The sequence below is a fragment of the Streptomyces flaveolus genome (genome assembly GCF_014648815.1).
Taxonomy (GTDB): Bacteria; Actinomycetota; Actinomycetes; order Streptomycetales; family Streptomycetaceae; genus Streptomyces; species Streptomyces flaveolus.
In genome coordinates, this window is the sequence record NZ_BMRV01000003.1 from 442133 (window position 1) to 463766 (window position 21634).

The 21634-nt window shown below is 71.3% G+C and carries 18 protein-coding genes and 1 pseudogene; 9 read left to right on the forward strand and 10 right to left on the reverse strand.

What is annotated here, in order from left to right:
* Positions 1-23: 23 nt before the first annotated feature.
* From IEZ05_RS09775 to IEZ05_RS09785, 3 genes are read right to left on the reverse strand one after another with little or no spacing between them, the layout of a single operon-like run.
* On the reverse strand, positions 24-923 hold the full coding sequence (locus tag IEZ05_RS09775) for a carbohydrate ABC transporter permease (RefSeq protein ID WP_189229614.1): 900 nt from the start codon (positions 921-923) through the stop codon (positions 24-26).
* Between the two features lie 2 nt (positions 924-925).
* Entirely contained in the window at positions 926-1864 is a 939-nt protein-coding gene (locus tag IEZ05_RS09780; RefSeq protein ID WP_189229615.1) for a carbohydrate ABC transporter permease, read from the reverse strand.
* A gap of 22 nt (positions 1865-1886) precedes the next feature.
* Entirely contained in the window at positions 1887-3260 is a 1374-nt protein-coding gene (locus IEZ05_RS09785; RefSeq protein WP_189229616.1) for an extracellular solute-binding protein, read from the reverse strand.
* Between the two features lie 266 nt (positions 3261-3526).
* On the opposite strand from IEZ05_RS09785, the gene IEZ05_RS09790 reads away from it, so the two are divergent.
* From IEZ05_RS09790 to IEZ05_RS09805, 4 genes are all read left to right on the forward strand, one after another.
* Positions 3527-4597, forward strand: coding sequence for a LacI family DNA-binding transcriptional regulator (locus IEZ05_RS09790; RefSeq protein WP_189229617.1), 1071 nt, complete (start codon positions 3527-3529; stop codon positions 4595-4597).
* Positions 4598-5308: 711 nt separating this feature from the next.
* Entirely contained in the window at positions 5309-6004 is a 696-nt protein-coding gene (locus IEZ05_RS09795; RefSeq protein ID WP_189229618.1) for a hypothetical protein, read from the forward strand.
* A 92-nt stretch (positions 6005-6096) separates the two neighbouring features.
* Positions 6097-7200 carry an alpha/beta fold hydrolase gene (locus tag IEZ05_RS09800; protein WP_189229619.1) on the forward strand — a complete coding sequence of 368 codons (1104 nt, stop codon included), beginning with the start codon at positions 6097-6099 and terminating at the stop codon, positions 7198-7200.
* Position 7201: 1 nt separating this feature from the next.
* On the forward strand, positions 7202-9577 hold the full coding sequence (locus IEZ05_RS09805) for a GMC oxidoreductase (RefSeq protein ID WP_189229620.1): 2376 nt from the start codon (positions 7202-7204) through the stop codon (positions 9575-9577).
* Here IEZ05_RS09805 and IEZ05_RS37205 read toward each other — a convergent pair.
* Positions 9559-9950: pseudogene (locus tag IEZ05_RS37205) on the reverse strand (PucR family transcriptional regulator); the annotation flags it as partial. The gene IEZ05_RS09805 and the pseudogene IEZ05_RS37205 overlap by 19 nt on opposite strands.
* 292 nt (positions 9951-10242) lie before the next feature.
* Between IEZ05_RS37205 and IEZ05_RS09810 the strand changes: the two are divergent.
* Both IEZ05_RS09810 and IEZ05_RS09815 read left to right on the forward strand, forming a co-directional pair.
* Positions 10243-11751: an APC family permease gene (locus IEZ05_RS09810; RefSeq protein ID WP_189229621.1), complete on the forward strand. Its 1509-nt coding sequence runs from the start codon at positions 10243-10245 to the stop codon at positions 11749-11751.
* Positions 11752-11761: 10 nt separating this feature from the next.
* Positions 11762-13366 (forward strand): flavin monoamine oxidase family protein, encoded by a 1605-nt coding sequence (locus tag IEZ05_RS09815; protein ID WP_229869635.1) that lies wholly within the window; start codon positions 11762-11764, stop codon positions 13364-13366.
* Between the two features lie 327 nt (positions 13367-13693).
* On the opposite strand, the gene IEZ05_RS09820 is transcribed toward IEZ05_RS09815, so the two are convergent.
* Positions 13694-14584, reverse strand: a complete 891-nt coding sequence (locus tag IEZ05_RS09820; RefSeq protein WP_229869636.1) for a Rossmann-fold NAD(P)-binding domain-containing protein — start codon at positions 14582-14584, stop codon at positions 13694-13696.
* 71 nt (positions 14585-14655) lie between these two features.
* On the opposite strand from IEZ05_RS09820, the gene IEZ05_RS09825 reads away from it, so the two are divergent.
* Positions 14656-15597, forward strand: coding sequence for a GlxA family transcriptional regulator (locus IEZ05_RS09825; RefSeq protein WP_189229622.1), 942 nt, complete (start codon positions 14656-14658; stop codon positions 15595-15597).
* Between the two features lie 258 nt (positions 15598-15855).
* Here the strand turns inward: IEZ05_RS09825 and IEZ05_RS09830 are convergent, their stop codons facing one another.
* Positions 15856-16446: a TetR/AcrR family transcriptional regulator gene (locus IEZ05_RS09830; RefSeq protein WP_189229623.1), complete on the reverse strand. Its 591-nt coding sequence runs from the start codon at positions 16444-16446 to the stop codon at positions 15856-15858.
* A gap of 69 nt (positions 16447-16515) precedes the next feature.
* Here IEZ05_RS09830 and IEZ05_RS09835 point away from each other — a divergent pair, with 69 nt between their 5' ends.
* A complete protein-coding gene (locus tag IEZ05_RS09835) occupies positions 16516-17409 on the forward strand; it encodes an NADP-dependent oxidoreductase (RefSeq protein WP_189229624.1) in 894 nt (297 codons plus the stop codon).
* Positions 17410-17448: 39 nt separating this feature from the next.
* Here IEZ05_RS09835 and IEZ05_RS09840 read toward each other — a convergent pair whose 3' ends face one another.
* Entirely contained in the window at positions 17449-18219 is a 771-nt protein-coding gene (locus IEZ05_RS09840) for an MBL fold metallo-hydrolase (RefSeq protein WP_229869637.1), read from the reverse strand.
* Between the two features lie 223 nt (positions 18220-18442).
* Positions 18443-19243 (reverse strand): inositol monophosphatase family protein, encoded by an 801-nt coding sequence (locus tag IEZ05_RS09845; RefSeq protein ID WP_189229625.1) that lies wholly within the window; start codon positions 19241-19243, stop codon positions 18443-18445.
* Positions 19244-19443: 200 nt separating this feature from the next.
* Between IEZ05_RS09845 and IEZ05_RS09850 the strand changes: the two genes are divergently transcribed.
* Positions 19444-20115: a 2-phosphosulfolactate phosphatase gene (locus tag IEZ05_RS09850; RefSeq protein WP_189229626.1), complete on the forward strand. Its 672-nt coding sequence runs from the start codon at positions 19444-19446 to the stop codon at positions 20113-20115.
* 51 nt (positions 20116-20166) lie between these two features.
* Here the strand turns inward: IEZ05_RS09850 and IEZ05_RS09855 are convergent, their stop codons facing one another.
* Together IEZ05_RS09855 and IEZ05_RS09860 are read right to left on the reverse strand one after the other, a co-directional pair.
* Positions 20167-20865, reverse strand: coding sequence for a type 1 glutamine amidotransferase domain-containing protein (locus IEZ05_RS09855; protein WP_189229627.1), 699 nt, complete (start codon positions 20863-20865; stop codon positions 20167-20169).
* Between the two features lie 14 nt (positions 20866-20879).
* Positions 20880-21374 carry a MarR family winged helix-turn-helix transcriptional regulator gene (locus IEZ05_RS09860; RefSeq protein WP_229869638.1) on the reverse strand — a complete coding sequence of 165 codons (495 nt, stop codon included), beginning with the start codon at positions 21372-21374 and terminating at the stop codon, positions 20880-20882.
* Between the last annotated feature and the right edge of the window lie 260 nt (positions 21375-21634).

Here is a 21634-nt window from a genome sequence, read left to right on the forward strand (position 1 = left end):
CGCGGACAGGCGAAGCGGTGGGGTCAGGTGCCCCCGAGGCCGGTGGTGGCCACGGAGTTGACGATGCGCCGCTGGAAGAGCAGGAACATCACGATCAGCGGGAGCGCCGCCAGCAGGGCGGACGCCATGGCCTGGGCGTACTGGATGCCGTAGGCGTCCTTGACGGTGGCGAGGCCCACCGGGAGCGTCATGAGGTCCGGGTCGTTGGTGACGACGAAGGGCCACATGAAGTTGTTCCACGCCCCGATGAAGACGAAGATCGCCACGGCGGAGACGATCGGACGGGACAGCGGCAGCACGATCGACCGGAAGACCCGCAGTTCGGAGGCGCCGTCGATCCGGGCCGCGTCCTCCAGCTCGCGGGGGATACCGTCGAAGAAGCGCTTGAGGATGAAGACCATCATGGGGGCCACGACCTGCGGCAGGACGACCGCCGCGTAGGTGTCGACCAGGTGGAACATCGTCATCTGTTCGAAGAGCGGGACGATGAGCAGCTGCGGCGGGACCATGATCGCGGCGACCGTGACGGCCAGGAGGGCACGCCGTCCGCGGAAGGTGCCGCGGGAGAACCCGTAGGCGGCGAGCGTCGAGATCGCCACGGTGAGCACGGTGACCAGGGCAGCTATCAACACACTGTTGAACGCCCAGGTCGGAACGTTCCCGCGCTCCAGGATCTGCCGGTAGGCGGAGAGCGTGAAGGCACCCTTGAACGGCGACAGGCCCGACTGCATCACGTCCTGCTCGCGCTGCACCGAGGTGGCGACCGCCCAGAGAAGCGGCAGCAGCCAGACGGCGGCGAGGACGGTCAGCGCGGTCCCGGCGAGCAGGCGTGGCAGCGGGCCGTGGCCGAGCAGCAGGGGGGACCCGGACTCCTCGCGACGGGGTCGGCGCGGCCGGCGGACGGGGGTGGAGACGGCGGACACGGTCAGCCCTCCTGACGGAAGAAGCGGAGCTGTACGACGGAGATGACGATGACGATCGCGAAGAAGACGTAGCTGACCGCCGAGGCGTAGCCCAGCCGGTATCCGGTGAATCCGACGTCGTAGACGTACTCGAGGATCGGGCGGGTGGAGCCGTTGGGTCCGCCCTTGGTGAGGATGTAGATCTGGTCGAACACCTTCAGCGAGGCGAGCATCTGGAGTACGGCGACCAGGACGGTGGTGTGCCGAAGCTGCGGCAGGGTGACGGACCACAGCCGGCGCCAGGCGCCCGCCCCGTCGAGCGCGGCGGCCTCGTCGTAGGTGACGGGCAGGGACTGCAGGGCCGCGAGGTAGAGCAGGAAGTTGAAGCCGACCGTCCACCAGACGGTGAGGGCCGCGACGGACCACATCGCCACCGACTCGTCCGAGAGCCAGCCGACGGGTTCCAGGCCCAGCGACGTCAGCAACTGGTTGCCCAGGCCGATGTCGGGCTGGTAGAGCCACGTCCAGATGAGCGTGACCACCGTGACGGGCAGCAGGTAGGGGGCGAAGTAGGCCAGCCGCCACACCCACTGGCCGGCGAGCCCGCTGTGCACCAGCAGGGCCATGGCCAGGGCCACCAGGACGAGCGGTACGCAGGAGATCACGGTGAAGAAGACGGTGTTGCCGAGGCTGCTCCAGACGTCGGGGTCCCCGAACGCCTCGGCATAGTTGGCGAAGCCGACGAACTCGGTGCCGCGCAGGGAGAGGGAGGCGTCGGTGAGGCTCATCCAGAGGCCCTGGACGACGGGCCAGACCAGGAAGAGCCCGAAGAACACGAGGAACGGCAGGACGAACAACCCTCCGTTGCCGGAGAGGGACCGGCGGCGACGGGGGACGGGCGGGGGTGCGGAGGGGTGCGGCTGCGGGGGTGCCGTGGCTCCGTCGGGCGCGGTGGTGGTCACGGTGCGGCTCCTTCGGCTGTCGTCAGGCGACCGGGTTGGGCCGGCGCAGCAAGGTGTCCGCTTCCCGGACCATCTGCCGCACCGCCTTCTCGGCGGAGGTGTTGCCCAGCAGCGCCGACTGGAGCGGCTGGCACATGCGGTTCTGGAAGTTGCCGCCGGCTCCGGCGAACCAGTTCGGCGGATCGAGCACGGCGATCTCGCCCGCGGCCGCGTAGGAGGACTGGGGGTCGAGCTTGGCGTACGCGGGGAGGGCCCGCACCGGCTGGTAGGCCGGGATGTGTCCGGCGCCGGCCCAGGTCAGGCTCTGTTTGATGATCTCGGCGACATACCGGTGGGCCTCGCGGCGCCGGGCCGGGTCGGGGTCGTCCTGGTGCGGCAGTACGAAGCTGTGGGAGTCGGCGTAGACGGCCGGCCGGCCGAAGACCTGCGGGAAGGGGGCCGCCCCCAGGTGCTTGATGCCGGACTTCCGGAACGTCGGCAGTTCCCACTCCCCGGCCATGATCATGCCGCCGCGGCCGTCCATGAACGCGGCCATCGCGCCGTTGTAGTCGAGGTTGTTGGGGTTCGTCCGGCCGTCGAAGAGCTGCTTCATGAAGGTCACGACCTTCACCGCGGCATCGACGTCGATCTTCGGCGGACCGCCGTCGGGCAGGGTGAAAGAGGCGCCGGTCTGGGCGTACAGCGCCGCGAACTGGCGCCAGCTCTGGGCGGTGTCGGTGACGTGCCCGAAAAGGACCCCGGACTTCCCGGTCGCCTCGGCGAGCTTCTTGCCGGCCTCCAGGAACGCCTCGGGCGACCCCGTGGGTGCCAGGTGGCCGGACGGGTCGAGCAGACCGGCCTTGCCGGCGACGTCCTTGTCGTAGAAGACGATGAAGGGGTGGACGTCCAGCGGGACCGCGTAGAGCGTGCCCTGGTGCTGGGCGCGCTTCCAGACGGCGGGGGCGAAGTCCCTCTCGGTCACGCCGAATTCGGTGAGGACGTCCAGGTCGAAGGGGTCGAGCAGGCCACCGGGGGCGTAGCCGGCCAGCCGTGACAGGTGCAGCACGGCCACGTCCGAGGCCCGGCCGCCGGCCGCCGACATGGCGAGTTTCGTGTAGTACGACGGGCCCCAGTCCAGGATCGTCCGGTCCACCTCGAAACCGTCACCGCCCCGGGAGACGGCCGCGATCATCTCGTCCATCAGCATGCCGTCGCCGCCCTGGAACAGGTCCCACACCTTCAGTGAGGAGGCCGCACCGGCGCGGGCCGGCGAGGCGCAGCCGGTCAGCGGACCCGCGGTCAGCAGTGCCGCCGCCGCGGCCGTCCCGTAACGCAGCAGCCGACGGCGGCCGACGCCGGTCGCCGGGTTCGGGTCCCAGGCGCCGAGCGGCCCACGGGCAGGGGGTGCAGAGCTCATCACTGACCTTTCGACGGCCGGACGACGTGCCCGGCCGACGGCAGGGGCCATCGGCACGACAGCCGCCGGCCGCCCGTGCACATCGGGGTGATCCGCGCCGGATCTCCCGGCGCGGTGACCCGTTTTTACATCGATGTACATTGGCTGTAAAGAGCTGGGCCGTCACCTGAGCGTCGGACCCGCCCCTCGCCCGGTACTCCCGAGCCGTCCCGGCCACCGCAAAGCCCCCATAGACTCGGGGCGTACCAGGGGCAGGGAGGTTGCAGGTGGCACGGCCGAGGATCAAAGACGTCGCACGGCACGCGGGGGTGTCGGAGAAGACGGTGTCCAACGTGCTCAACGACTACGTCCACGTGTCCGACCGGACCCGGCGGGTGGTGCAGGAAGCGATCGACCAGCTCGGCTACCGCGTCAACCTCGCCGGACGGCACCTGCGCAGCGGACGCACGGGCATCATCGCGCTCGTGGTGCCGGAACTCGACGTCCCGTACTTCGCCGAACTGGCCCGGCATGTCGTCCGGGAGGCCGAGAACCGCTCCCTGACGGTGCTGATCCACCAGTCCGGCGCGGACCGGGAGCGGGAGAAGGCGGCGCTGGCCGGCTTCGGTTCGGACTTCGTGGACGGTGTCATCCTCAGCCCGCTGGCCCTCGCACCGGAGGACCTGCGCGCACACGCCGGCCTCCCGCCGACCGTCCTGCTGGGCGAGCTGCTGACCGACGGCGCCGACCACGTGGCGATCGACAACGAGTACGCGGCCCGCGAGGCGACCGAGCACCTGCTCGCTCTGGGACGCCGGCACATCCTCGCCGTCGGCGGACGGGACGACGAGGGCGTCGGCACCGCGCAGGCGCGCACCCGCGGTTTCCGCGCGGCGCTCGCCGAGGCGGGCATCGCACACGACCCGGCATCCCTGCTGCCGGTGGAGGCGTTCCACATGCGCGACGGGGCCGACGCCGTGCGCCGGGTACTGGCCGGCGGAGCCCGGCCGGACGCCCTGCTGTGCCTCAACGACCAGCTGGCACTGGGAGCGTTGCGGACGCTGCACGCCTACGGGGCACGGGTGCCCGAAGACGTGGCCGTCATCGGCTTCGACGACGTGGAGGGCGGCCGGTTCAGCGTGCCGTCACTGAGCACGGTCGCTCCGGACAAGGAGGCGGTGGCCCGGGTCGCGATCGACCTGCTGCTGCGCCGCATCGACGAGGCGACGCGCACGGAATCCCGACCGGCCGACGCGGGCCGCCCCGGATCGGCGAACCCGCAGGACCACGTCGTGCCGCACCGGCTCGTCCTGCGCGAGAGCACCGAGGGAGCGGCGGGGCACGACGGCGTGTGGTGAGCGCCCGGCACATCGTCCGTCGACCGCCTGGGACAGCACCAGGCCAACGGGCACCCACGGCGCCTACGCCGTCAGCCGGACGGACCCTTCGCCTCCACGGCCCCCGCGTCGCCGTCGCCGACTGCTTCACCCGGGCACGGGCCGACCGGTGGCGCCCTTGCGTGAGGGGACGACGTGTCCTGCCCGCACCCGCAGGTGCGGCCGGGTCGATCGACCACCACACCAGCCGCATCCTCTGCCTGAGCCTGCGTCACGGTGCCTTCGCCCATGACGAGCCGGTCACCGGCGCCTGGCTGGGCTCGACAGCCTGGGCACCGCCCCCTGCGGCCGCGGTCAGCCGGTGCGGCGGAGCGGGCCAGAGCCGGTTCGCGGAGGGAGATGCTGATCAGCCCCGCCACCGGCAAGCGGGTAACGAACAGATGCTTCCAGGAGTGCTCCCAGGCCCGAACGGCAAAGCCCTGCGGGCCGGGGCTGGACAGTGCGTTTCCGGCGTCGTCGGGTGCCTGTCGGCGGCGCCCGGCACCGGAGGAGAACCGTGCAGCGGGGCACTGTGCGGGACGGTCCCAACTACCGCGCCGGTTGTACGGGCCGGGTTGTTACCGCGGCGGTACGACACCGGATTACCGCCGGTGGTTGACGCCTGAGGGCCCGGGCCCGCCGTAGCGTCGGGCGCGGTCGTGGAGTTCGGCCGGGAGCGACGGGGGTGACGGCGTGACGGCTGCGGCGGTGCAGTTCACCGAGGTGCTGCGGGGCTGGACGGTTGCGGAGGGGGACGGCGGGGCGGCCCGGTGGCCGGCCGCGGCCCGGCTGACGGTGACCCTGGACGACGTCGAGACGTTCCTGCGGGGAGCCCGCCGGGCCCGTGCCGAGGGCTGGGTGCAGCTGCCCCCGCTCGGTGGACGCCACCCGGTGACGGCCGGGACCGTCGACTTCTTCGCGCCTGGTCCGCCCGCCGCGCCCGCCGGACGCACCCTGCGGCTCGCGCTGGTGTACACCCTCCCGTTCACCTCGGTGTGCGGGACGCCGTACGTCCTGCACGGGGTCAAGAGGCTCACCGGGGGTTCGCCGTGCCGGCTCTGGCCCGAGACCACCGCGCTGGACGTACGGGTCGTCGCCGCCACGCGGCGGGCGGCGGCGACGGCGAGCACGCCGGACGAACGCGCCCCCGACGAGCAGGTCATGGACGGCCCGGTCACGCGTCCGGGCGGTGTCGTCGCCGAGGGCGAACTGCGCATCGGTCCGGCCGCGTTCCTGCGGCAGCTCACCACCTTCCGCGGAACGGGTCCGGGCGCCGGGCGGGCCGCGGGCGCCTTCCTGCTCGACTTCGCCGCGCATCTCGCCCGCCTGTACGCCGATCCCCGGCCGCCGTCCCGCGGCTGTTCCACCCGGCCTTCCCGTTCCGCCTGAACTCCCCGTTCCGCACGGCCTCCCCTTACCGCCCGATCTCCCCGCCCGTGTCCTGGCCCACGCCCGCCCTCTTCCCCGCACGGAGGAATCCGATGCAACAGCCCCCCACCCGCGGTACGACGACCGGGGTCGCCGACGCGACCGTCACCCGGCACCGGTTCGGCACTGCCGACGGCCTGACCCTGGACCTGACCCGGCTGCGCCGCGCCGACTGCGAGGACGTTGTGCTGCTGGTGCACGGGCTGACCTCGTCGTCGGACATCTTCGTGATGCCCGAGCACCGCAACCTGGCCGGCGTCCTGCTCGACGTCGGCTTCACCGACGTGTGGACTCTCGACTTCCGGATGAGCAACCGGCTGCCGTACAACACGGAGCCGGGCCCGCACAGCCTGGACGACGTGGCCCTGTTCGACATGCCGGCCGCGCTGGCAGAGCTGCGGCGGCACGTGGGCGGCCGGCGGATCCATGTCGTCGCGCACTGCCTGGGCTCCGTCTCGTTCAGCATGGCCCTGTTCGGCGGGCTGGTGGACGGGGTGACCAGCCTGGTGTGCAACAGCGTGTCGCTGGCCGTCGACGTGCCCGACTGGTCGCGGCGGAAGCTGTCCTGGGGCCCGCTGCTGGCCCGGCGGGCGCTCGGCACGACGGTCCTGGACCCGCGCGCCTCCCGGAACCCGGCGTGGACCCCGCCGTGGCTGCTGTCCCGGCTGGTGTCGCTGGCGCACCCGGAGTGCGACAACCCCGCCTGTCACATGATCAGCTTCATGTGGGGCAGCGGCTGGCCGGCCCTGTACGGCCACGACAAGCTGGACCCGGTCACCCACGACCGCATCGCCGACCTGCTCGGCCCCTGCGACGTCGGCTACTACGAGCACGTGGCCCGGATGGTGCGCGCCGGGCACGCCGTCAAGTGCCGTCCCGGCGACCCACGCCATGCCGAGCTGCCCGACGACTACCTGGAGGAGGCCGGCGACCCGGACACCGCGATCCTGTTCCTCACCGGCGACCGCAACCACGTCTTCGGTGACTCCGCGCTCCGCTGCCACCGCGAACTGCTGCGCCGCCGTCCCCACCGGGCCCGCGACTGGGAGGCGGCGGTGATCCCCGGCTACGGCCATCTCGACACCTTCATCGGCCGCGACGCCGCCACCGACGTGTTCCCGGTCCTGATCGACTTCCTCAAGCGGAAGGCGGGCTGAGATGCCGGGCGCGCGCGGGCCCGTGGCGGGCCCCGGGGGCGCGGAGCCGGTGGACGCGATCGTGGTGGGGTCCGGTTTCGGCGGCGCGGTCGCCGCGTTCCGGCTCGCTTCGGCCGGGCTCGACGTGGTGGTGCTGGAGCGCGGTGCCGCCCATCCGCCGGGCTCGTTCCCGCGCACCCCGGCACAGTTCGCGGGCGCCCTCTGGGCACCCCGGGACGGCGTGTTCGGCCTGTACGACGCGTGGCGGTTCGGTGGGTTCGACGCCGTGGTCGCCAGTGGCCTCGGCGGCGGCTCGCTGATCTACGCCAATGTGCTGCTGCGCAAGGACGAGCACTGGTTCGTGCGGAACCGGGAACTCCCGGGCGGCGGGCGGGAGCACTGGCCGCTGGACCGCGCCGACCTCGACCCGCACTACGACGAGGTGGAGCGGATGCTCGGCGCCACCCCGTACCCGCTCGACGACCCCGCCTACCTGGCTGCGGCCCCCCGCACGGTCGCACTCCGGGAGGCCGCCGCCGCGACCGGCCACCACTTCGCCCTCCCGCCCCTCGGTGTCTCCTTCGCTCCCCGGCCGGGTGCCGCGCCCGCACCGGGCCGCCCGCTGGCGGACGCCCCCTACGGCAACCTGCACGGAGCGGCCCGGCGCACCTGCCGGCTGTGCGGCGAGTGCAACGTGGGCTGCAACGACGGCGCCAAGAACAGCCTGGACCACACCTATCTGTCCGCGGCCCGGCACCACGGTGCGGACCTGCGGACGCTGCACGAGGTGCGGGAGGTCCGCGCCTTGCCGGGAGGCGGTTACGCCGTCGACTACACGCGGCACGTCCGCCCCGGAGGCACCCCCGCGTCGGACACCGGTGACGGCGGCCGGGGCACCCTGCACTGCCGGCGGCTGGTGCTGGCCGCCGGCGCGCTGGGCACGGTCCGGCTGCTCTTGCGTTCCCGCGACCACCTCCCCGGGCTGAGCCCGGCGCTGGGCTCCCGGTTCTCCACCAACGGCGACGTCCTCGCGTTCCTGCTGAGCGCCCGCTCCAAGGGGCGTCCGCGTCCCCTGGCGCCCAGCTCCGGTCCCGTCATCACCGGCGCGGTCCGGCTGCCCGACGCCGCCGATCCGGGCCCGGGCGGGGGTGGCGGCGGTCGGGGGGAGGCGGACGGTGCCGGGGGCGGCTATGTACAGGACGGCGGCTACCCGGCCTTCCTCCAGTGGCTGGTGGAGAACGGGCGACTGCACCGCGGCGCCGGGCGGGCCGCCCGCTTCCTCGCCGACCGGATGGCCGCGCGCGGCTCCGGCGAGACCAGGATCGGCGCCTCGCTAGCCGGCCTGCTGGGCGACGGGCTGTGGACGGAGACGTCGCTGCCGCTGCTGGGTATGGGGCGGGACGTCCCCGACGGGCGTCTCGCGCTGCGCGGCGGCCGGCTCACCGCGGACTGGACCCCGCGTTCCAGCCGGGCCTACTTCGACGGCATGCGGGCGGCGATGCGGGACCTGGCCGGGGCGCTGGAGGCCGGTTTCGCCGACAATCCGCTGGGCCGCGGCGGGCGCGTGATCACGGTGCACCCGGTGGGCGGTGCGCCGATCGGGACCGACCCCCGGGAGGCGGTCTGCGACCCGTTCGGCGAAGTGTTCGGCCACCCCGGGCTGTACGTCGTCGACGGGGCCGCCATGCCCGGGCCGGTGGGCGCCAACCCGTCGCTCACCATCGCCGCGTTCGCCGACCGCGCCGCCCGCCGGATGCAGGAGCAGCCCCCGCCGGTGCCCGCCGTGCGCCCGGTCCCCGGCCACCGCCGGGCGACCTCGCTGACGTTCGCGCAGACCCTGCACGGGGTCTGTTCCCTGTCCACCGGGCCAGGCGGGGAGCGGGGGCGGGCCCGGCTGGCGCTCGCCGTCACGGTGGACGACGCCGAGGCGTTCCTGGACGACCCGGATCCCCGGGCCAGGGCCGAGGGGCGCCTCGACTGGGCCCCGTTGGGGAGCGGCCTCGCCGTCCGGGGCGAGGTGCGGGTCACCGCCCGCGAGGGCACAGCCCACTACCGGCTGGACTTCACCACCCCCGGCGGCCGCGGCCTCCGCCTGATCGGCCGCCAGCGGCTCCCGGGAGCCGTGCTGCGGCCGGGGCATCTGGTCTTCGACATCACCGAGCCTGGAGCCGGAGGGTCCGACGACCCCGGCACGGGTGGCAGCCCCCACGGGCCCGTCGGGCAAGGTGGCCCCGACGGGCCCGGCCGGCCGATCGCCCGCGGCACGGTCGGGCTGCGGCCCGGGGCCGCGCTGCTGCTGCCGCTGACGGTCCGTACGACGGGCCCCCGCGGGCCCGAGGCAGCGGCACGGGTCGGCACTTCCCTGCTCGGCGCGCTGTGGAGCAGGGGGGTGCGGTAAGACCCGGCCTCCACCGGCCGTACGCCCAGCAGCACCGGCACGCCGACCACAGCCGGGGCCGGCACCGGGGCGTCCTCAGCGGTGGCCCGGCCCTCGGCCAGGCCGGTGAGACGTCGCCGCGCCCGCGTGCCGCCGGCTCCTCCTGCCGGGCCTGCATCAGCAGCACCGCCGCCGGATACGTCCACCAGCGCCGAACCCGACGGCGGAGGCGCCTGTTTGTGCCGGCCGCGCGGCCCGTCCCGCACCTGGAGCGAACCCGCGCCCCCGGCACGTCCCCCGGTGGCGTACAGCAACTGACCGTCGGACATTCAAGGAAGACCGGGTCGTCCCTGAAGTCGGCCAGAATGGCGAGGACTTGGTGCACCCCGCCGCCCTCCCCGCGTCGGCGAGGGTGGCCGGCAGCCGGGTGAAGCAGGCCCAACTCGACCACCAGGGCCGCGGCGCCCCGCTCGCCGTCCGCGCCCACGTTCCGGCGACATCTCCGGACGGTTACGGGTGCGCTCATCGCCCCGCCGCGCGCGACAATACGTCGCCCCCCGCGCCCCATTGCACGACGTCCCGTCTGTTGTGGCGTGCGTCACTCCACCGCCACACTGACGCATCCGCAGGGAAACCCCTACGCGATCTACGGATTTCGTTGTCCAATCACGGTGAGAGGGGCGGGAATGGCAGAAACACCCACGCGAGAGGTACATCGGCTGAAGGCGAATTCCGTCGGACTGGTCGGCGTGGTCTTCATGGCGGTGGCCACCGCCGCGCCCATCACCGCGATGACCGGCAACCTGCCCATCGCGGTCGGCTACGGCAACGGCACGGGCGCCCCCGCGGGCTACCTCTTCGCCACGCTCGTCCTGACGGTCTTCGCCGTCGGGTACGTCGCGATGGCGCGCCGTATCACCGCCGCGGGCGCCTTCTACGGCTACATCTCGCACGGCTTGGGCCGGATCGCCGGCATGGCCTCGGGGATGCTCGCGGTGCTGGCGTACATCGTCTTCGAGGCCTCGATCGTCGGCGTCTTCTCCTACTTCGCCCGCACCACCGTCCACGACCAGCTCGGTGTCGACCTGCCGTGGATCGTCTACGCGGCGGCGATGCTGCTGGTCACAGCCGTGCTGGCCTACTTCGACATCAACCTCACCGCCAAGGCGCTCGGCGTGATGCTCATCGCGGAGATCGCCGTCCTCTTCGCGGTCGCCACCGCCGTACTGCTCCAGGGCGGCGGCCCGGACGGCATCCCGGTCGAGCCGGTCAACCCCAAGAACGCCTTCACCGGCGCCTCCGCCGGGCTCGGGTTGTTCTTCGCCTTCTGGTCGTGGGTCGGCTTCGAGTCGACGGCGATGTACGGCGAGGAGTCCCGCGACCCCAAGCGGGTCATCCCGCGCGCCACCCTCATCTCCGTCGTCGGGGTGGGCCTGTTCTACGTCTACGTCTCCTGGATGACCATCGCCGGCAACGGCCTCGACGGCTCGGTGAAGGTCTCCTCCGGAGCCAGCCCGCTCGGCCTGTTCTTCGACCCGGCGCACGCCTTCATCGGCGCGTGGGCCGTCGACGCCTTCCAGTGGCTGCTGATCACCGGCTCGTTCGCCTGCGGCATGGCCTTCCACCAGTGCGCGGCCCGCTATCTGTACGCCATCGGCCGCGAGGGCTTCCTGCACCCGGCCCTGGGCCGTACGCACAAGGACCACGGCTCGCCGTACATCGCCTCCTTCGTGCAGTCGGTCATCGCGGTCGCGCTGGTCGGCGCGTTCTGGGCGACCGGGCAGGACCCCTACATCCACCTGTACACACTGCTGGCGATCCTCGGCACCATGGCGATCCTCATCGTGCAGACTCTGTGCTCCTTCGCCGTCATCGGCTACTTCCGCAAGCACCACCCCGAGGACCGGCACTGGTTCCGCACCTTCACCGCCCCGCTGCTCGGGGGCATCGGCATGATCGCCGTGGTGGTGCTCCTGGTCATCAACATGGACACCGCGGCCGGTACGGCGGCCGACTCACTTTTCGTCAAGGCCATCCCGTGGATCGTCGGGCTGGTCTTCGTCGGCGGCCTCGGACTCGGCCTCTACCTGCGGGCCCGGCAGCCGGAACGCTACGAGATCATCGGCCGGATCGTCCTGGAGGACGCGGCCGAGCGCACGGACAGCGACATCGAGGAAGCCCCCGCCAACGCCTGAGGAGCCATCCGTGTCCCGAACCCAGCTGATGCACGCCCTGCGCACCCTCACCGCCGACCACGCCGCCGCCGAGCGGCTCGGCCTGCCCGTGGCCGAGGCCCGCGCGATCCGGCGCCGCAGCGTCCTCAAGGGAGCCGTCGCCACCGCCGCGGTCACCGCGGCGGCCATCCCCTCCAGAGCCGCCGCCGCGTCCGCGTCCGCGCCCCGCATCGCCGTCGTCGGCGCCGGCATCGCCGGGCTGACCGCGGCGCTCACCCTGCACGACGCCGGGTACGCCTGCACCCTCTACGAGGCCCACCCCGACCGTGTCGGCGGCCGCATGTACTCCCAGCGCGACCACTGGGCCTGGGGCCAGACCTCGGAGATCGGCGGCGAGCTGATCGACACCAGCCACAAGAAGATGCTGGAGCTGTGCCGCCGCTTCTCCCTGCCCGTCGAGGACTTCCTCGGCGGCGGTCCCAACGGGGCGGAGGAGGTCCTGTGGTTCAACGGCGCGTACTACCCGCGCGAGCAGGCCGACGAGGACTTCAAGGCCGTCTACCAGGCCCTGCACACCGACCTCCAGGCCGCCGGCGAGGTCAAGTGGAACCGGACCACGCCCGCCGGCACCGCGCTGGACGACATGTCCCTGTACGACTGGATCGAAAGCCGCGTTCCCGGCGGCCACTCCACACCCCTGGGCCGCCTCTTCGACGTGGCCTACAACGTCGAGTACGGCGCCGACACCACGGAGCAGTCCTCGCTCGCCCTGGTGCTGCTGATGGGCTACCAGACCAACCCCGGCAACTTCAACATCTGGGGGTTGTCCAACGAGCGGTACCACATCATCGGCGGCAACGATCAACTCCCGCACGCCATTGCCGACTTCCTGCCCGAAGGGACGATCCGACACGGGTGGGCGCTGAACGCGGTCCGCGCCGAATCCGACGGCACTCAAACCCTCACCTTCACCGAGGCGGGCAGCACCAGGACCGTCACCGCCGACCACACGATCCTGTGCGTGCCCCTGCCGGTCCTCCAGCGGCTCGACCTCGGCAGAGCGGGCTTCGACCCCCGGATGCGGGCCCTGCTGCGGGACGCCCGCATGGGCCACTGCACCAAGCTCAACATGCAGTTCTCCACCCGTCCTTGGCGCGGCACCGGGCCCTGGCCGGGCGTCTCGGCCGGCGAGTGCTTCACCGACAGCCCGGTGCAGCAGACCTGGGACACGACCAAGGTGCAGCCAGGCTCGGGCGGCATCCTCATCCAGTACGGCGGCGGGGGCCTGGCACGTTCGCTGACACCGGCGGGGCCGTTCTCGTACGAGAGCGACCCTTACGTGAAGAGTCTCGCCGGGGCCCGGCTCAAGGGCGTCGACGCCTTCTTCCCCGGCACCTCGGCCGCCTGGACGGGCCGCGCCCAGCTGTCCGCCTGGCACCTCAACCCGTACTCCCTGGGCGCCTACTCCTACTGGCCCGTGGGCTATCTGCACCGGTACGCGGGGTACGAGGGGACCGCTCAGGGCAACGTCCACATCGGCGGGGAGCACTGCTCCTACGACTTCCAGGGGTTCATGGAGGGCGGCGCCACCGAGGGGGAGCGGACCGCGCGCGAGGTGATCGCCGCGCTGGGTTAGGCGTGTCCACCGGATCGGCCCGACTCCGTGGCGGGGTGCTGGCACCGGCGAGCGGTGCTGGGGGAGTGCAGTTGCAAGGCGGAGGAGGGTGTTGACGGATGCGGCGCGGGCACGGACTGCGCCGTTCTCGCCCGGCGTTGACGGTCGTGGTCGATCGTGTCGTTTCACCGGAAGGGGACGGCGATGTGCGGCCGGACCCCCAGGGCAACGTCGGTGCACCCCGCTGACGCACCGCTCGACCCGGCCCCGGGACACCACGTCCCGGGGCCGCCCACCGTTCCCTCCGTTCGCCGACCGGTCCCCGGCCGAGGCCGCACGTCGAGCCGCCTAGATCACGTCCCGGAGCACGTCGTCCACCGGAGTGGCGCTCACGCCGAGGATCTTCTCGGTCTCGGAGTAGTCGATGACGAACGGGTGACCGGGCTTGGTGAGCACTTCATGCATTTCCGCCCAGAACGGCTCCGTGAACGCCAGCAGGGTCAGATCGCGTTCGGTCATCGCCTCCATCCGCGGTTCCGGTGCCCCCGCGAGTTCGGCGAGTCGCACGGCCAGTCCCCGCACCGACAGGGTCGAGATCGGCACGTGCCAGGCCCGGCCGTAAGCCTGCTCGTTGCGGCTCGCGGCGACCAGCGTGCGCGCGGTGTCGCCGATCGCCGAGTAACTGTGCGGCACGTCGAGTTCTTGCGGTACCAGGACCAGCCTGCCTTCCATGACCTGCCGTTGCACCATGAGGCTGAACACCGAGAACGCCCCGGCGCCGTAGAACTGGGCGGCCCGCACCTCGGTGACCTTCACCCCCGAGGCGGCGGCTTCGTCCCACACCCGCGCCCGGGCTCGCCCCTTGGGGCCGGTCGCGGCCAGGGGGAAGTCCGGCGTGATCGGCCCGCTCACCGGCCCGTACGCGTAGAGGTTGCCGAGCATGACGTACGCGACCCCGGTCCGCTTCACCGTGCTGAGAAGCGATTCCGACAGGGCGGGGAACTGCTCGGGCCACAAGTGGTACGGCGGCGCGGCGGTGGTGAACAGCGTGTCCGCCCCCTCCGTCAACTCGGTGAGCCGATCGGTGTCTGTCGCGTCCGCGGCGACCTTGTCGATGAGCGGGTGATCCGGCCCGCCGCCCGTCCGACTGATCATCCGCACCCGCTCGCCGTCCTCGGCGAGCAGCAGAGCGGTCTTCGACGCGGCGGCCCCGCGACCCACGATCACATGAGATGTCATGCCGACAACGGTGCCGCCGCGAGGCCTCATGGGATAGTGGCCCGAATGCCGTCCTTCCGGAGGTTCTGGCCATGCACCGCGTCACCTCAGTCATCGTGCCGCCCGTGCTGAGCTTCGACGTCTCGATCCCACTCATGGTGTTCAACAGCGTCCCGCACTACGACGTGCGTATCTGCACGGCGCTGCCCGGTCCGACGCCTACCGTCGGGGGCCCCGACATCGTGGTGCCGGACGGCCTGGACGCCGTCGAGGGCGCAGACACGGTGATCGCCGTCGGCAGCGGCGGCGAGCAGGCTCCCACGGAGGTACTCGACGCCCTGCGGAAAGCCGCGGCCGCCGGCGCGCGGGTCGCTTCCCTGTGCACGGGTGCTTTCGTACTGGCCCAGGCCGGCCTGCTCGACGGGCTCCGCGCCACGACCCACTGGGGGCTGGCCGGCGACCTTGCCACGCGCTTCCCGTCGGTCGATGTGCAGCCCGACCTCCTCTTCGTCGAGGACGGTGGCATCTTCACTTCGGCGGGCGCAGCCGCCGCCATCGATCTGTGCCTGCATCTGGTCAGGGCCGACTTCGGCGCAGCGGTCGCCAACACGGCCGCGCGACTCGCGGTCGTCCCTCCCGTACGGCCGGGCGGACAGTCCCAGTTCATCCAGACACCGCTCCCGCCGGAACGCGGCACCTCACTCGCTCCCACGCGCGCCTGGGTACTCGAACACCTCGATCGGCCGCTCACGCTGACCGACCTGGCCGGTCACGCCAGGACGAGCGTGCGCACGCTCACGCGCCGCTTCCACGCAGAGACCGGGCTGAGCCCGCTCCAATGGTTGCTCCACCAGCGCATCGACCGGGCCAAAGAGCTGCTGGAGACCACCGGACTGCCCATGGACCAGGTAGCCCGGAAGAGCGGCCTGGGGAGCGCGGACTCCCTCCGCAAGCACATGACCGGCCGGGTCGGCCTCACTCCCACGGCCTATCGCGCAAGCTTCAACCGGGCGCCCGTGGACACCTCCGGCTGAGGCCGGAAGCAAGAACCACGCCGCGCCGGGGCACCCCCTCCGCGCTGCCGGCTCGACCGGCCGGGCCCCGCCCCGGAGGCCTCGACGCCGACGAATGGGACCAACTGACCACCGCCATCGACCTCTGCACGCCCGCGTCCGACGCCGCCGGGAACACATCAGGGCCCGCACCGACGCCAGGGCCCGGCCAGCCGTTCGCTCCGGGTTGTACCCGTCGCGTCTCGCGGGACGCTGCCGCGGACGGTCGGTACGGAACGATCAAGGGCGGTTCGCTCCGGTGGAGGTGACCGCCCACGCGGCCTCGATCATCCGGAAGATCTCGTCCACCGCGGCCTCGGGATCGGCCGCCTCACGGGCCAGCGAATAGGCGTCGATCACGAACCTCGCGATCGCCCGGCAGGCCGTTGTGTTCGGTGACAGGTCGGGATCGGCGGCGATGGCCGTTGCCAGCGATTCCGCGTGGCGCAGCCTCATCGACTCCTCGTACTTCCGCAGGGCGGGTGACGCGTCGATCATGTGCCAGATCGGGGCGGCGCTGTCCGCGGTGCAGTGGCGCACCAGGGCGTGGATCTCTCGGCGCAGGGCGGGGATGAGCGGCTCGTGCGGCGCCCTGTCGGTGACCGCCCGCGTGAGGCGTTGCTCGAAGTCTTCGTCCTGCTCGAACACCAGGGCCTCTTTCGAGGCGAAGTGGGAGAAGAGCGTGGTGACGGCCACGTCGGCCTCAGTGGCCACGTCGCGGATCCCTACCGCCTCGTACCCACGTTCCAGGAAGAGTCTGAGGGCGGCGTCGGCGATCTTCTGGCGGGTCGCGGCCTTCTTGCGCTCACGGCGTCCGGTCGGCACGGTCATGCACTCACGCTATCAGCTGCAAATCCATAACAGATACAAAACGCTACCCGTTAGTGTTACGGTCGCCGCATGAAAAAGGTGATCTTCGCCGAGTTCGGTGGTCCGGACGTCCTGCACCTCATAGACGCCGAGGAGCCCCATGCGGGCCCCGGCCAGATACGCATCGCCGTGCGGGCGGCGGGCGTGAACCCCGTCGACTGGCGGATCCGTGAAGGCCAGAAACTGGGCGCCCATCCGATCGAGTTGCCCTCCGGAGTCGGACTGGACGCCGCCGGGGTGGTGGACGAGGTCGGTGACGGCGTCGAAGGGGTCGCGGTCGGCGACCGCGTGTTCGGCGGAGGTTCGAGCACCTACGCCGAGTTCGCCGTGCTGTCGGCCTGGGCCGGTATACCCGAGGGTCTGACGTTCGAGGAGGCGGCCGGCTATCCCTCCGTGGTGGAGACCGCGCTGCGCGTCATCCGCGAAGTCGGTGTGCAGTCCGGGCAGACGCTGCTGGTCAGCGGTGCGTCCGGGGGAGTCGGATCGGCCGTGCTGCAGATCGCCCGCGATCGCGGCATCACGGTGATCGGCACGGCTGGGGCCGCTAACCAGGCCTACCTGCGCAGCCTGGGCGCCCTCGCCACGACGTACGGCGAGGGCTGGGTCGAGCGGGTGCGGGAGCTCGGCCAGGTCGACGCCGCTCTCGACCTGGCCGGCTCGGGCGTGATCCGCGAGCTCGTCGAACTGACCGGAGATGCGCAGAAGGTGATCTCCATCGCCGATCTCGGTGCGCCGGGGTTCGGTGTCCGGTTCTCCGGCGTGGCCGGGAGCGTACCGGAAGCGCTCGCCGTGGCCGGCGACCTCATCTCGCGGGGAAAGCTGCACATCCCGGTCGAGAAGTCGTACACGCTCGCCGAGGCCGCGGCGGCACACATCGACAGCCAGGCCGGTCACACGCGCGGGCGCCGGGTCCTGGTCGTCTGAACACGGCTGTGCCTCGCCCTCGAGCGGAAGCGGGCCGGCTCAGGGGCAGTAGCGGGCCAGCTCCCACGGGTCGTGCGCGGAGAAGATCTCGACCTGGTCACCGTGGTCGCGGACCAGTTCGCGCAGCCTGGCCTGAGTTCCGAGCCGCAGGTCGCGGTGCACCTCCGAGTGCGTCTGGACGACGTCCAGCAGAGGGTGGGGTTCCTTCAGCTCCCCGACTTCGCGGTGGTAGTAGTAGGCGTCGCCGCAGTGGAGCAGCCAGCGGTCGCCGTTCCGCACGGCGACCCCGAGGTGGCCGGCGGTGTGACCGCCGAACGGGATGAGTTCGATCGCCGGCGGCAGCTCCTTCGGCTCCAACACGGTGAAGCCGAACCACCGTTCGCCGGATTCGTGTGCGTAGATGATCCAGTGGGGTTCGTGTGCCCAGTGGGCCGGACGGTAGCGGAAGCTGGGCGCTTGGGCGCGCGCCGAAGCGAGCTCGGCTGCCATCACGTGGACGTCGGCGCCGGGGAAGTCGGGCAGGCCGCCGCTGTGGTCCACGTCCAAGTGGGTCACGACGACATGGCGGACGTCGGACGGGGCATAGCCGAGCCTGGCGACCTGCCGGACAGCTGTTTCCTCCTCGTCGAGCGCGGGTTGTGTCATGTCGACCCACTCGGCACCGAGCGTGCCGGCCGGGTCCCGGACGTCGCCGAGGCGCAGTCCGGTCTCGATCAGGACCAGGCCGTCGGCGTCGGTCTCGACCAGCAGGCAGTGATGCACGGCAGGCATGGGCTCCGGGCCGTCGTAGGTGGCTTCGATCGTCCGCACCGACTCCTGTCGGACGGTTCGGGCGTCGCGTCGTTGGCCGCTGCCGAGTGGCGCGCGGCGGAGGTGGGCGGAGTGGAGGGACCGGACGGCGGCGCGGGCCGCGTGGTGCACGCGGACGCAGCCAGGGCCAGTGCCAGTGCGGGGGCCATGGATACCGGCAGTGCATCCCTTGCCTGACGCGGCACTAGCGTCGGCTGCGCATCATCGACTGCCTGACGCGGCACTAGCGTCGGCTGCGCATCATCGACATCAGCAGCCCGTGGGTCTCGTCGTCGGCGGCGACCACAAGCCCATGACCTGCCTCATCGATCGGGGCGCCGTCGATCCCGGTGACAACGCAGCCAGCAGCCCGGCACAAAGCAATACCGGCCGCGAAATGCACGCTCCTGGAAAGGTCGCCGCCATCGGTGACATACGCGGCTCGCTTGCCGGCAGCGACCCAGGCCAACGCCAGTGTCGTGGACACGACCCGAGGCCGGAAACGTTCGACGAAGACAGGGTGAGCCAGCAGATTCACGGCCCGGAATCCGGGCGCACTCGGGAACGGCGGATCCAGATTGACGTCCACCAATCGGGTAGCGGGTGACGGCGTCAGTAGCGCGTCGTCGGCCCCGTCATGCCGCACCCAGGCGGTCTCCCCGTCGGTGAAGAAGACCTCGCCGCTGAACGGATCGGCCACCGCCGCCGCCCCGTCACACAGGGCCACATTGACGGCCACCAGCATGTTGCCGACGGCGAAGTTCAGCGTGCCACACAGAGGATCCACCAACCACTGGCGCACAGCTTCCACGGAGCCCTGCTGCCCGCCTTCCTCGCCGAGCACCGCGTCATCGGGCCGTGCGGCACGGATGACGCCAAGGATCGCCTTCTCGGCCTCCACATCGGCGGCAGTGGCAAAGTCTCCAGCACCCTTGTCGATGCGGTGGAGCCGCTGGCCGTACATGTCGCGGACCACGTCCGCACCAGCCCGCGCCCCGGCTATCGCGACGGCAGCATCATCGGAACCCGCGTATGAGTTGATCACGCCGTGCAGATTATCGAGGCGAAGCTACCGCCCCGGCGAGCTTTCGCGGTCAGAGCACCGGGTGAGGTGGTTCCGCTGCATCCGGAGGCGGTCGTCTTCGCCGGGCCCTACGACTTCGACGTCCATACTGGACGCCTGACCGGCCCGTGAACACCAGATCGCCCTCGCCGTTCATCCAACGGGTGCCAGACTTGGCCACCATGAGCGACTGGTTCCTGCAGCAAGAGCACGGTGTCCGGTTCGAGTGGGGGCCCACGGGCGCCCACCGGTTGGCGTCGGGCGCTGCCTGCCTGGTGGTAGTCGACGTGCTGTCGTTCACAACATCGGTGACCGTCGCCGTCGAGGCAGGAACCCAGGTCTTTCCCTATGCCTGGCGCGACGAGACGGCGTCCGCCTTCGCTCAGAAGAAGACGGCGGCGCTGGCCGTGGGGCGTCGAGCCGCCACCTCGACCTCACCGTGGTCGTTGTCACCGGCTGCACTCCGGCAAGCCCCGTTCACCCCCCGACTCGTGCTTCCCTCACCCAACGGATCCGCCATCGCCGCCGCGGCAGGTGATTCGACGGTGGTGGCGGGCTGTCTGCGAAACGCCAGCGCTGTCGGACGATGGCTTGCCCGGCACGGCTACGGGACCGCGGAACGTCCCGTCGTGGTGATCGCTGCTGGTGAGCGATGGCCTGACGGAAGCCTGCGGCCTGCGCTGGAGGACTTGCTGGGTGCCGGGGCGATCATTGCCGAACTGGAGTCGCAAGGCGTTGGCCCACTGTCCTGCGAGGCGACTGCCGCGCCAAGGAGCCCGTCGAGGCCGGCTGACCTCGCGCTACCCGCCCCGACAGCCCGCCGCCCTCACAGACGGCGGACCCGTTGTCCATGACAAGCGGTGAGAGGTGTGCCGGTCGCAGGCCGCGGACAGCCACCCGGGTCGTCAGCTGAGGTGCTTGACGACCGCGTCGGCGACCGCCTTGGCACTGCCGGGGTTCTGCCCGGTGATCAGCCTGCCGTCTTCGACGACGTAGGTGTCGAAGGGCTTCTCCGCGATGCTGTACGACGCCCCGAGCTCCTTCAGCCTGTCCTGGAGACTGTAGGGGACGGCGTCCGCGCGCTGGGCGAGTTCCTCCTCGGGCCAGGAAAAGCCGGTGACGTCCTTGCCCTTCACCAAGGGCTCCCCATTACTGAGAGTGACATCGAGGAGGCCGCAGGGCCCGTGGCAGACCGCCGAGACGATGCGGTCGGTCTCGTAGAACCGGGCGATGAGGGTTTCCAGGGCCTGGCTCTGATGGAAGTCGAACATCACGCCGTGCCCACCGGTGAGGTAGATGGCGTCGTAGTCCTCCGCCTTGACCTCGGCCACCGAGACGGTGTTCTCCAGCTTGTTCATGAACTCCCGGTCGGCGTAGCGCTTGTCGGTGCCCAACTCGCCGAGGACGTCGTGGGCCAGGCTCTCCGGGTCGATCGGAACATGCCCGCCCTCGATGCTGGCGACCGTGAGGTCGAAGCCGGCCTGCTCGGCGACATCGTAGAAGTGCGTCAGCTCGCCCAGCCACAGGCCGGTGCGATAACCGACCTTCTCGTATTCGCCGGCGCTGGTGACGATGATCAGGATGCGGTTGGTCTTGGCGGCCATGACGGCCTCCCTGTTCAGAGCTCTTCGGCGGACGCAGTCCGTCCACTGCGGCTGGCTTCGTCCCTGGCCTGGCGGGCCAGGCGGGACAGCAGCGACCGGAACTGCTTCTGTTCGGCAGGCTCCAGAGCGGTCAGGACCGCCTCTTCAGCTGCGGTGACCTTGTTCTGCAGCGTTCGGAAAGTGTCGACGCCCAGCGAGGTGGCCACGACCTTGCGTGCCCGCCGGTCGGCCGGATCCGGCTGCCGCTCGACCAGCCCGGCCTCGACCAGGTCGTCGATCACGTACGGCAGCACCGAGCGGTCGATTCCCAGGTAGTCGGCCAGCTGAGACTGGTTGGGGATCTCCTTGCACACCACCGTGTACAACAGCTGATACCCACGGCCGCCGCGCGGAAGATCGGTGACACACGGCCCCACCTGCGTCGTGTAGTGACGCATGAGCATCCCGATCGACCAGCCCAGATCACACTCGGCCGCTACGGGATACGGGCCCTCGCTGATACCTGCCACACCTCAACCCTAACCCCGATCATTTGTATGGCAATTCAGTTGCATCACATACGAATTGGTTGTGACCTGCTGTGGCTCAGCTGTAGTGGGCGGTGTGTCTTTCTGGTCGTCATGAGGTGATCATCGTCCGCCCAGGTCAACTGCAAGAGGGCTACCCTGCCCGCCACGTCGCAGGACACACCCACGCAACAGGTTCGGGTGCCGCTCGCAAGGGGACCCCCAGAGGACGGTGACGGTCCTGCGCTGTGCCGGGCGGGGAG